At 57.9% G+C, this 11,347-nt stretch carries 8 protein-coding genes and 1 pseudogene; 4 read left to right on the top strand and 5 right to left on the bottom strand.

Features of this window, described 5'->3' with window-relative positions; translation table 11 throughout:
• The 4 genes and pseudogenes from B9P63_RS03665 to B9P63_RS03650 all read right to left on the bottom strand — a co-directional run.
• Nucleotides 1-257 (bottom strand): annotated as a pseudogene (locus B9P63_RS03665) (amidohydrolase); the annotation flags it as partial.
• Nucleotides 258-329: 72 nt separating this feature from the next.
• Complete coding sequence (locus B9P63_RS03660) at nt 330-1,670, bottom strand: NAD(P)/FAD-dependent oxidoreductase (RefSeq protein ID WP_085307199.1); 1,341 nt, start codon at nt 1,668-1,670, stop codon at nt 330-332.
• Nucleotides 1,670-2,842 (bottom strand): acetylornithine deacetylase, encoded by a 1,173-nt coding sequence (gene argE, locus B9P63_RS03655; protein ID WP_085307198.1) that lies wholly within the window; start codon nt 2,840-2,842, stop codon nt 1,670-1,672. Before argE ends, B9P63_RS03660 begins: the two co-directional genes overlap by 1 nt.
• 89 nt (nt 2,843-2,931) lie before the next feature.
• Nucleotides 2,932-4,752 carry an ABC transporter ATP-binding protein gene (locus B9P63_RS03650; RefSeq protein WP_085307221.1) on the bottom strand — a complete coding sequence of 607 codons (1,821 nt, stop codon included), beginning with the start codon at nt 4,750-4,752 and terminating at the stop codon, nt 2,932-2,934.
• A 340-nt stretch (nt 4,753-5,092) separates the two neighbouring features.
• On the opposite strand from B9P63_RS03650, the gene B9P63_RS03645 reads away from it, so the two are divergent.
• From B9P63_RS03645 to B9P63_RS03630, 4 genes are all read left to right on the top strand, one after another.
• Nucleotides 5,093-6,796, top strand: coding sequence for a peptide ABC transporter substrate-binding protein (locus B9P63_RS03645; protein ID WP_085307197.1), 1,704 nt, complete (start codon nt 5,093-5,095; stop codon nt 6,794-6,796).
• A 168-nt stretch (nt 6,797-6,964) separates the two neighbouring features.
• Nucleotides 6,965-7,972: an ABC transporter permease gene (locus tag B9P63_RS03640; protein WP_085307196.1), complete on the top strand. Its 1,008-nt coding sequence runs from the start codon at nt 6,965-6,967 to the stop codon at nt 7,970-7,972.
• Nucleotides 7,965-8,939, top strand: coding sequence for an ABC transporter permease (locus B9P63_RS03635; protein WP_085307195.1), 975 nt, complete (start codon nt 7,965-7,967; stop codon nt 8,937-8,939). The genes B9P63_RS03640 and B9P63_RS03635 overlap by 8 nt, the downstream gene beginning before the upstream one ends.
• 259 nt (nt 8,940-9,198) lie before the next feature.
• Nucleotides 9,199-9,615, top strand: a complete 417-nt coding sequence (locus B9P63_RS03630; RefSeq protein WP_085307194.1) for a DUF7832 domain-containing protein — start codon at nt 9,199-9,201, stop codon at nt 9,613-9,615.
• A gap of 279 nt (nt 9,616-9,894) precedes the next feature.
• Here B9P63_RS03630 and murD read toward each other — a convergent pair whose 3' ends face one another.
• Nucleotides 9,895-11,292, bottom strand: coding sequence for a UDP-N-acetylmuramoyl-L-alanine--D-glutamate ligase (gene murD, locus B9P63_RS03625; RefSeq protein ID WP_085307193.1), 1,398 nt, complete (start codon nt 11,290-11,292; stop codon nt 9,895-9,897).
• Nucleotides 11,293-11,347: the final 55 nt, after the last annotated feature.

Here is an 11,347-nt window from a genome sequence, read left to right as displayed (position 1 = left end):
TGGATCGGCAGCGCATCCATGTCGGCGCGCAGGCCGATGACGCGGCCCGATGTGTCGCTCTTGCCTTTGATCACCGCGACCATACCGGTTTGTGCAACGCCGGTTTCAAGCACATCCACGCCAATCTCGCGCAGGCGCTGCTCAACGAAAGCCGCCGTCTTGGGCAGGTCGAAATTCAGTTCTGGAATGGTGTGCAAATGCCTGCGCCATCCCGTGATCTCGCTATGCAAATCAGCAAATCGGTTGTGAATCGGCATGGTTTTCTCCCCCGGTGCTCGCCGCGAAGCGTGGCGCATCTGCGCGCCCCTCGCAAGAGGGGGAACGCCGCGTCACAGATTGGGGCCAAGCACCAGCTTGCTACCATCGCTAAAACGGCCAAGGCGAAAGCGGCTTAGATCATGCCCGGTATCGCGCCCTTGCATCAGCTTGGCGGTGATGCGCCCGAAGGCAGGGCCAATGCCAAATCCATGACCGCACATGCCCGTGCAAATCGTGAGGCCCGGCAGCGGCGCGCAGCTATCCACCACAGGGACCACATCGGGCATTACATCGATCATTCCGGCCCATGCTTGCTTGATCCGCACCTCGCCAAGGCTTGGGAATGTGGCGGCAAAATCGCGTGCCAGTTTGCGCACTTTGGCCGCGTTTGGCGCAGGATCAAGGATGCGCATACGTTCGAACGGGCTGATTTGATCGCCGGCCCAGCGCCGCTTTGTTCCCCACGCATCGGGGAAATGTTTCGGCGCAGCAGGCAAGTAGCGCGTACCAAGCGGATCTTGCAAAAGCTGCGGCATGAAGCGCGCAAAGGCGCGAAAGGCATCGGGGCCAAGGAACAATTCGTGAAAGCCCGAAGGCGCGAGCGAGTAACCACCATCAGCGCGGCGCCGCCACGCGAGGCGATCATCGACGGCGTTATCATTGGCAACGTCAGGCAATTGTTCAGTTGCGGCAACGCTGGCGCGCACAGATAACTGCGGGATCGACACACCGTGGCGGCGCAAAAGCAGCGAAGACCAGGCCCCACCTGCGAGCGCGACGCGGCTTGATTTGATCCGGCCCTGTTCGGTGATCACCCCCGTGACCTTGCCGCCCTCGATATCAAGCATCCGCACCGCGCAATTCTCGATGATCGCCGCCCCGTCCTTTACAGCCGCGCGCGCCAGCGCGGGCACCGCGATCCAAGGCTCGGCGCGATAATCCGAGGGCGTATAGAGCGCGCCCGCCCAGCGCGCATTGGCGCGCGGGATATGATCGGCCAACTCGTGCGCACTTAGCAGCTTAGAGGCGAGTTGATAGGGCGCAGCATCGTCCAGCCAGTTTTGAAAGCCCGCCATGGCCTGATCGTCGCGTGCCATGAACAGCGTGCCTGTCTGAGTAAGACCGACGCCCCCTGCCCGTTTATCAAGCTCGGGCCACATCGCTTGCGCGTCCAGCATAATGCCAAGCTCGGCAATGTCGCGCCCCTGCGCGCGTATCCAGCCCCAATTGCGCGAGGATTGCTCGCCCGCGATTCGGCCCTTTTCCAGCAAAACCGTTTTGAGGCCCGCCTTGGCCAACTCCCAAGCGGTCATAACGCCGATGATACCACCGCCGATGACCACTGCGTCCGCCTCGCTCGGCAGCGGCGCAAAGTGTTCTATTGGCGAATGTTCGTTGATCACGAAGCCCATCAGGCAAGGCGCTCCAGTAGCTTCTCCATAAAGGCATGTCCTGCGTTGAATTGCGCCACCGTGCAGAACTCATTGGGTTGATGCGCCTGCGCGATGTCGCCGGGGCCGCAAATCACCGCCGAATAGCCGCGCTGCTGAAATTGCCCCGCCTCGGTACCATAGCTGACCTTATGCGATGCGTTATCCCCCGTGATCTGGCGCACCAGCGTTTCCGCCTCGCCGCCGTCCTCGGGCACCAGGGGCGGCACGTTGAATTTCTCAGAAATCTCGATGCGGGTCTCGGGCACGACCGCCTGCATCATCGCCTCGACCTCGCGCACTTTTTCAATGTAGCGATCACGCCACATTAACGGATCTTCCCCGGGAACCACGCGAAAATCCATGCCGAAGATGCAATCTTTGGCAGTGATGTTATGCGCCGTGCCGCCTGTGATCATCCCCACATGCGCCGTCGTACATGGCGGAAAGAACGGCGCGGCGATGTCCGAGGGGGTCGCCGCGAGGTTGGCGGTGTTTACATCATTCGCCCACTCGATCAACTTCGCGCCATACATGATCGCGTTGACACCCGTGTGCAGGATCGAGCTATGGACCTCGAACCCTTTGATATGCGTCAGATATCCGCGTCCCCCCTTATGGCCGGTGACGGCCTGCATCATCGAAGGTTCCCCGACGATCACGGTCGAGGCTTTGGGCAATGTTTGCAAAATACGCTCGATCATCGGGGGTGCACCGGTGCAGCCGACTTCCTCATCAAAGCTGAGGGCGATTTGCAGCGGGCGTTTCACGCCGCGTTTATGCGCCTCCACCAGTGCCCAGATCGCGAGGCCGTCAAAGCCTTTCATATCACAGGTGCCGCGCCCGAAATATTTGCCATCCTTTTCGGTGACCGTCCAAGGGTCCGTATCCCAAGGCTGCCCTTCAACCGGCACAACGTCCGTATGGCCGGACAACACGATTCCGCCCTCCACCTCTGGACCTACATGCGCGAACAGCGCTGCCTTTTCGACAAGGCGGCCGTCCTTGTCGTCATAGAAACGGTGGCAGGTGATGCCATGCCCGTTCAAATACGCCTCGACCCAGTCGATAAGCGGCAGGTTACTATCGCAGCTGACAGTCGGGAAGGAGATGAGTTTACTCATCAACTCTAAGGGGGAAAGGGTTTGGGTCATGTAAAGCCTATTGGTTCATAAGGGCGGTGCCAAACCAGAGGAGTGGCACAGAAATGCGTCGTACTGCTTGGTTGATCTCTGCAAGAGCGTCAATATCCGCTATCCGTTAGCAACACGAAATGCTCTGGCCCGACCTCTTCATATTTTGACGGCTCGGGCACATATCCGGCAGGGTGCATTGGTGACGGAATGGGTTTGAAATTCAAATCCTTCTCGTCCTTGCGCTGGCGCGGATCGGCGATCGGCACAGCCTTCATCAGCGCTTGCGTATAGGGATGGCGCGGGTCCTCGAACACTGCCGCGCGCGGGCCCATTTCGACGATGCGGCCCAGATACATGACGCCGACGTAATGGCTGACGCGTTCGACCACGGCCATATCGTGGCTGATGAACAGATAGCTAAGACCGAGATCCGCCTGCAATTCCATCATCAGGTTCACCACCTGCGCCTGAACGGAAACGTCCAGCGCCGAGACGGCCTCGTCTGCCACAATCAGCTTGGGATTAAGTGCAAGCGCGCGGGCGATTGCGACGCGCTGGCGTTGCCCGCCAGAGAGCTCATGAGGGAAACGGCGCAGGAAACTGCGGGGCAATTCCACGCGATCGAACAGCATCTCGACGCGGTCCGTCAACGCTTGACCGGTTTCAGTGCCAAAGTTGCGCATCGGTTCGGCCACTTGGTCAATCAACTGCATCTGCGGGTTAAGCGAGGCGAAAGGGTCCTGAAAAATCATCTGCATATCGCGGCGCGCCTCGCGCAGCTCGGACTGGTTCATGTCCATGATCTCTTTGCCTGCGAGTGTGATTTGCCCGCTTAGTGGCTCCACAAGCCGCATGAGCGAGCGGCCAACGGTGGACTTGCCGCAACCGGACTCGCCAACCAAGGACAGCGTCTGCCCTTTGTTGATGGTAAAGGAAATATCCTCTGCCGCATGTACGTTCGCGATCACGCGGCGCAGCAGCCCGCCCGTGACGGGAAAGCGCGTGGTGAGGCCACTAACAGCCAGAAGCGGCTCGTTCGTGCCAGGGATCGGCTTGATCTCGTCCTGCTCGTGGCCAAGCAGCTTCATCGGCTCGGGTGCCGATTTGCCTCGCATTTCACCCAGTTTGGGAACCGCCGCCAACAACGCCTTGGTGTAGGGGTGCTGTGGATTTTCGAAGATTTCCTCGACTGTGCCCTCCTCCACCTTGTTGCCGCGAAACATGACGACGACGCGATCCGCCATCTGCGCAACCACCGCCATGTCATGTGTGATGAACATCACCGCCGTGCCTGTTTCACGCTTGAGGCGGTCCATGAGCGCGAGAATTTCGGCCTGAATCGTCACATCAAGCGCCGTCGTCGGCTCGTCCGCGATCAACAAACGCGGCTCGCAGGCCAGCGCGATTGCGATCACGACACGCTGGCGCATACCGCCAGATAGCTCGTGTGGATACTGCGCAAGCCGCTTCTCAGGCTCGGGAATGCGCACCTGGCGCATTAAGTCCAGCGCGCGCGCTTCGGCCTGCCTTTTGCTCATGCCGCGGTGCACACGCAGCCCTTCGGTCAACTGGCGACCAACGGTGAACACAGGATTGAGCGCCGTCATCGGCTCTTGAAAGATCATTCCGATCTCATTGCCGCGAATCGAACGCATCAAATCAGGGCTCGCTTCGCGCAAATCCAGCGGGCCTTGCTCCTTGCGATCAAAAATCAATCGCCCTCCGGCGATTTCACCGCCGCCGTATTCCACAAGTCGCATCAACGAGAGCGAGGAGACCGATTTGCCAGACCCCGACTCGCCCACGACGCAGACCGTTTCGCCGGGATTGATGGTAAAGGACACATCCTCCACCCCCACGACCGGGCCATCCTTGGTCTGGAATTCAACCCTGAGGTTCTCAATTCGTGCGATGGGTTGGTCGAGCATCCAATGTCCCCCGATGCGTGCGTCATCGCAAGCTAGAAGCACTTGGCGCGCGTTGTCAAATCCCAAGCGATTTTGCTATCCGCGCGGTCAAGCGCTCTGATCGGAACTTTTGTTTGACGCGCAAAGCCGTCCAGATCCAACATTTTAAGGAGCTTGCAATTTTTCCAAACTCTGCTTCGATAGGGTCAGTGTTCGGGGGAATAGGGACAGACGCACCGCAAGTGGCGTTGTTATGGCTTCATATCTTCGATCGTAATCAAGAAGCCGGCGCAAACCGGTTCGAAAGAATTGCAAGGTTGCCCCCACCATCGGGTGCGCCCTGCACAACAAGGAGAGACACATGAAGTTTCGCACACTTATGCTGGGTGCAGCCGCGAGTTTTGCAATGGCCCCGATGGCCATGGCCGAGCGCGGCGCAGACGGCAACGTCAATATCATCTATTGGCAAGCGCCCTCGACGCTGAACCCGTACTTGTCCAGCGGCACCAAGGACATCGAGGCGGCATCACTCGTAATCGAACCGCTTGGCCGCTATGACCAGAATGGCGCATTGGTGCCCTATCTGGCCAGCGAAATCCCCACGGTTGAGAACGGCGGCGTTGCGGCTGATCTCAAATCGATCACATGGAAACTGAAGTCCGGCCTGCTCTGGTCTGACGGATCCCCCGTCACCTCTGCCGATCTCAAGTTCACGGCCGATTACTGTATGCACCCCGAGGGCGGCTGCGCGCAGCTTGCTAAATTCGAGGGTGTCGAGGGCGTTGAAGTGGTCGATGATCTGACCGTCACGGTCACATTTTCCGAGCCAAAACCCAATCCATATGGCCCCTTCATGGGCGGGCAATCCCCGATCCTGCAAGCAGCACAGTTCGCTGAGTGCCTTGGTGCTCGTGCGCCCGAGTGCACAGAAGCCAACTTTGGCCCGATCGGCACCGGTCCTTTCACCGTCACGGATTTCCGCCCCAATGACGTGATCCAGATGGAAGCCAACCAGAACTTTCGCGATGCGTCCAAGCCGGCGTTTGCGACACTGACCTTCAAAGGTGGCGGCGATGCTGTCGGCGCAGGCCGCGCGGTTCTTGAAACCGGCGAGTTCGATTATGCGTGGAACCTGCAACTGGCACCCGATGTCATCGCGAAGATGGCAGAAGGCGGCAAGGGCAAGACAATCGCGGCCTTCGGTTCGCTCGTCGAGCGTTTGGAAATGAATATGACCAACCCCTCGCCGGACCTTCCCGAAGGCGAGCGTTCCACTGCCAAGCATCCGCATCCCTTCATGACCGATCTGGCCGTGCGCAAAGCACTGTCCATGGCGATTGACCGCGATCTGCTGGTCGAAGTCGGCTACGGTCAGGCGGGTCGCCCAACCTGTAACCTCGTTCCTGCCCCTGCGCTTTATGCCTCTGACAACACGGACTGCCTGACGCAGGATATCGCAGGCGCGAATGCCATGCTTGACGATGCAGGCTGGGTCGACAGCGATGGCGACGGTGTCCGCGAGAAGGATGGCATCAAGCTTTCCATTCTTTTCCAGACATCGACAAACGCCGTGCGTCAGGACTTCCAAGCCCTGATCAAGGACTCATGGGCACAGATCGGTGTTGAAACCGAGCTGCGCAACATCGACGGTTCCGTCTACTTCGGCGGCGATCCCGGCTCGCCCGATACGTTCCAGAAGTTCTACGCGGACGTTGAAATGTACGCCAACAACTTCGACGGCACCGATCCGGAAAGCTATCTTGCGCAGCGCACCTGCGACAAGCACCCCGGTCCTGACACGCAGTGGCAGGGTGAGAACATCAACCGTTTCTGCGATCCCGCGTATGACGCGCTCGTTGCCGAGCTTGGCAAGACAGGCGAGCTGGAAAAGCGCGGCGAGATTGCCAAGAAGCTGAACGACATGCTGACGAAAGAAAGCTACTCCATTCTGCCTCTGGTCGATCGTGGCCGCGTTTCGGCGCATGCGAACTCCCTTGGCGGCGTTGTCCTGAACACTTGGGATAGCGAGCTTTGGAATGTCGCGGATTGGTACCGCATCAAATAAGCCATAGCGCTTAACCGGTGCCTCGCGGCTATGTCGCGGGGCACCCTTTTTCGCACCCTCCAATCGTTTCGTTCGCTGTATCGCCGCCCCCGTGCTCGCAGAGATATCGCCGACCAAACAGACCCACTTGCCCCATAGGCGAGCAGATGAATCGGATCCGGCCAGACTATGCTGACATTCACCATTAGACGGCTGATACTCTCGGTCCCGACCTTGCTTTTCATCGCATTGGTGATCTTCTTGCTGCTCGAACTTGCCCCCGGCGATCCCATGGCGCAGGTGCCGCTGACCGTCCCCCCCGAGGTCAAAGAGAAAATGCGCGAAGCACTTGGCCTCGGCCAACCCGCGCATATCCGCTTCTTCAAATGGCTCTATCAGTTCTTCGTCGTCGAGCCGATGGTGTTTTGGGACTGGATGTGGGGCACCACATATACCGAGGGCATGCAGCGCGTGATCTCGTGGCAGACCCGCAGCCCGGTGATGGATATCGTGGTGCAGCGCATGCCCCAGACGCTTTGGGTTGTGGGCATGGCCTATATCGTCGGCATCCTGATCGCGCTGCCCATCGGCATCTATTCCGCGTACCGTCAGTATTCGGTGTTCGATCAGGCCGGCACCTTCGTGTCTATGATCGGATTTTCGATTCCGCCGTTCTTTACCGGCCCTCTGCTGATCGTGCTGTTTTCCGTGCAGCTAGGCTGGTTTCCCTCGATCTATGACACCACCCATGTGGTCACAGATTGGGCCAGCTTCAAAGTGCAGTTCATGCAAATGATCATGCCGGTCATGGTGCTTGCCCTGCAAACCACTGCACAGATCAGCCGCTACATGCGCGCTTCCATGCTCGAGAACCTCAATGAAGATTATGTGCGTACCGCCCGCGCCAAGGGCCTCTCCGAAGCGGTCGTGGTCATGGTTCACGTCTTGCGCAACTCGATGATCCCCGTTGTTACGGTGATCGCGCTTGGCATGCCTGCAATCTTTGGTGGCGCGATCATCACCGAGAACGTGTTTAAGGTGAATGGCATCGGGCAGCTTTTGCTTACCGCATTGTTCGCCAATGACATTCCCATGGTTCTGACACTCACTTTCATTTTCGCGATCCTGATCGTGGTCTTCAACCTGATCGCCGATATCCTCTACGGCGTCCTTGATCCGAGGATCCGCTATGACTGATACGCTGCAAATCGACCCGATCGAGGCCCTGAAAGACAAAGAGCCGTCCAAGCCCCCGCGCAGCCAATGGCGCGATGTGTGGGACCAGTTCCGCAAACATAAAGGCGCGCTGTTCGGCGGTGGCTTCTTGCTCTTCATCACCCTCTTCGTGATCATCGGCCCCTATATCTGGACGCTGGACGCGCAGAAACTCGACATCCGCAACAAGGACATGCGCCCGATCTACACATGGCTGTGGGATGGGAGCGCCAAGATCGCGTGGAACCGCCCGCTGGGCACGGACAACCTGGGCCGCGACATGCTCGCCAATATGATCAAGGGCGGGCGCACATCGCTCGCCGTAGGCTGGGCGGCAATGGTATTGGCGCTCTTCCTTGGCACGCTGATCGGCGTGCTTTCAGGCTATTTCAAGCGCCTCGACGGTATCCTGATGCGCTTTACCGATCTGGTGCTGTCCCTGCCGCTGCTGCCTTTGCTACTTGTCGCTGTGACGCTATTCCGCCAACCGCTCCGCGCCGCGTTCGGGCCAGAGGAGGGTATGTTCATCCTCATCGTTGGCGTCATCGGCATCACAAGCTGGATGCAAACCGCCCGTATCGTGCGCGGCGAAGTTCTGGCGTTGAAAGAACGCGAGTTCATCCTCGCCGCCCGCTCGATCGGCACCACGCCCGGCAAGATCATCACGCGGCATTTGCTGCCCAATATCATGTCACCGATCATGGTTTCGGCCACACTGGGCCTCGCCACCGCGATCATCACCGAAAGCGCTCTTAGCTTCCTAGGCGTCGGCTTCCCCTCCGATTTCCCTACATGGGGCAAAATGCTGGCCGATAGCGTACCGCGCATGACCGAATATCCCGAGCGGGTGTTGCTCCCCGGTATCGCAATTTCCCTGACGGTTCTGTCGGTGAATTACCTTGGCGATGGTCTGCGCGATGCACTCGATCCACGAGTTCGCGGGCGGTAAGCCAGCAACGACCGTGCGCGGAATCAAGGGCGTCAGCCCGCCGCGCATATGCCGACCGCCGTCAGCACCTGCACTTTTTAGCGAACTGTACAGGATACATTACCACAATTTAGCTACATCTGATGTGCTTCACATAACAGCGCTTATCAGAATTCGCATGACTTATACGACATAGCCAGCCTGCATCGTGTGTTCCGTAATTATTATTTTCGAAATACGCTACCGAGCATATAGAACACGTACTCGGGAAAAATTTAATATGAAATACGATGACGCCTCATGGCACTATGGCGGGGATTTCCCAGCAGAATTAGAGCAAGTCGCAGGGGCTACCCATATTGGAATGTTTGTAGCTTGGGCATTGCTCTCTGGTCTCGGGGGAAAAATGCACACTCAAGTGTTTCCAGATAGTATTCCAAAATTGAGCCAACGGAGGTCATCACCCGCGCAAATTTTCATCGAAGCGTGCGACGAGAAATTTGTTGATGAAGACCTCAATGACGAGGGTAATGCCTTTGCTAGTCGCTACTATGAAAAGGGCTTTTCTGACGATTATTTTAACATCTTAGTTTTGGACCTTCCCTCAGTTTATCACGTTGAGGATACTTGGGATAATTTCGACTTGTTAAAGCCTATTTTAGACGCGCGCCTTGCAGAGTGGCGAAAGCAAAAATAGCAATAGATGGCTTGAAGATTTTCCCCTCAAACGTGCACAACATAAAACCCGTTACACGATGTTCAGCGTTTGTTACACTGCAGTCAATCATGCAAAGGTTGTGAAACCTAACATAGTTTTTCCTGCACCATTCAGACCGTCAACAAAAGACGCATCTTTTCTTTTCAAAAGCGGGCTGCTTATTAGCCAAAGGAAAAAACTCAAAAAATCGAAAAACTCACCTCATGCACCAATTAACCCTTTATTAATAAACAACAAATGTTTCGCGCGCGAAACATCTTACACCAAACCCGCCTTCACCAGTTCCGCAAAATGATCGCCACGTTTCTCGAAACTATCATATTGATCAAAACTCGCCGCTGCTGGGGCTAGCAAAACCGTCTCGCCCTCGCCCGCATCTTCCATCGCACGGGTCACAGCGACCTCCATAGACGTGCACACCTCTGTCTCGACCCCTGCTAATTGCATTGCAAACGAAGCCGCCTCGCGCCCGATCACATAGGCTTTCAAAACCTCGCCAGCCGCCGCAGACAAAGCCTCAACGCCGCCCTCTTTCTCCAATCCGCCACATATCCAGCGGATTTTCTTGAACGCCTCCAACGCCTTGACCGCACTGTCCACGTTGGTCGCTTTACTATCGTTCACATAGGTCACGCCATTTGCCTCTGCCACGATCTGGCTGCGGTGCGGCAATCCGGGATACGTCGCAAAGCCTGCTTCAATCACGCGAGGAGCCAAACCCAGCGTGCGGCAGACAGCATAGGCGCAACAGGCGTTCTGGTGGTTGTGCGAGCCGGGCAGACCCTTGATCGCGCGCAAATCGATCGAGCCGATCTGACGCCCCTTGCGATACTCCGACAGAAAGCCTTTGCGCGCAAAAACCGTCCAGCCAAAGTCCGTTAGCTTGCGTTCGACAGAGATGCGGATCACCCGATCATCCTGCGGGCCCTCGGCCATTTGTCCGGCCAGATACAGCCCCTCGTCCTCGTCCACGCCAATGATCGCACGCTCCGGTCCACCCTCTGCGAACAAGCGGCGTTTCGCAGCGAAATAGCCGCCCATACCAGCGTGACGATCAAGGTGATCTGGCGAGAGATTGGTGAACACTGCAATATCCGGCGTAAGCGCGCGCGCAAAGTCGGTCTGATAGGACGACAGCTCGAGCACAACGACTTCGCCGTCAATTGCAGGATCAATGTCCAGCACCCCGCGCCCGATATTGCCGGCAAGTTGGCTCGCGCGGCCCGTGTGCTCCAGAACGTGATGGATCAAGGCCGAAGTCGTGGATTTCCCGTTCGATCCCGTCACCGCCACCACCCGCGGGGTCACATCGAGGTTGTCCCACTCGGAAGTCGCGAAAGAGCGGAAAAAGAGTGAAATGTCGTTGTCCACAGGCACGCCTTTTTCCAGCGCCTCCTTGATGACAGGGTTCGGGCTTGGATAAAGATGCGCAATGCCCGGCGAAACAATCAGCAACGCAAGCTCGGCTAAGGTTTGCCCCGTGAGTTTGGCCGTCTCAAACCCCTCGCCCTCAGCGATGGTTCTTGCCGCTTCATTGTCGTCCCAGCAGATCGGCGTTGCGCCGCCCGCGCGCAATGCGCGCGCTGCCGACAGCCCAGAGCGTCCCAGCCCAAGCACGCCGACGCGCGCCCCTGTGTAGCCTTGTACTGGTATCATGGAAGACCCACCTTTTGGAAATTTTGTGACCCTAGCCCGCGATGTATCACGCGAG

Origin of the sequence: Planktotalea arctica (assembly GCF_002105285.1) — a bacterium.
Taxonomy (GTDB): Bacteria; Pseudomonadota; Alphaproteobacteria; order Rhodobacterales; family Rhodobacteraceae; genus Planktotalea; species Planktotalea arctica.
This window is presented reverse-complemented; position numbering and strand designations above follow the sequence as displayed.

What these genes read in the sequence shown, in the direction of transcription:
- B9P63_RS03660 (WP_085307199.1), bottom strand. Translation starts at nt 1,670, where the DNA reads ATGGGCTTCGTGATCAACGAACATTCGCCAATAGAACACTTTGCGCCG.
- argE (WP_085307198.1), bottom strand. Translation starts at nt 2,842, where the DNA reads ATGACCCAAACCCTTTCCCCCTTAGAGTTGATGAGTAAACTCATCTCC.
- B9P63_RS03650 (WP_085307221.1), bottom strand. Translation starts at nt 4,752, where the DNA reads ATGCTCGACCAACCCATCGCACGAATTGAGAACCTCAGGGTTGAATTC.
- B9P63_RS03645 (WP_085307197.1), top strand. Translation starts at nt 5,093, where the DNA reads ATGAAGTTTCGCACACTTATGCTGGGTGCAGCCGCGAGTTTTGCAATG.
- B9P63_RS03640 (WP_085307196.1), top strand. Translation starts at nt 6,965, where the DNA reads ATGCTGACATTCACCATTAGACGGCTGATACTCTCGGTCCCGACCTTG.
- B9P63_RS03635 (WP_085307195.1), top strand. Translation starts at nt 7,965, where the DNA reads ATGACTGATACGCTGCAAATCGACCCGATCGAGGCCCTGAAAGACAAA.
- B9P63_RS03630 (WP_085307194.1), top strand. Translation starts at nt 9,199, where the DNA reads ATGAAATACGATGACGCCTCATGGCACTATGGCGGGGATTTCCCAGCA.
- murD (WP_085307193.1), bottom strand. Translation starts at nt 11,292, where the DNA reads ATGATACCAGTACAAGGCTACACAGGGGCGCGCGTCGGCGTGCTTGGG.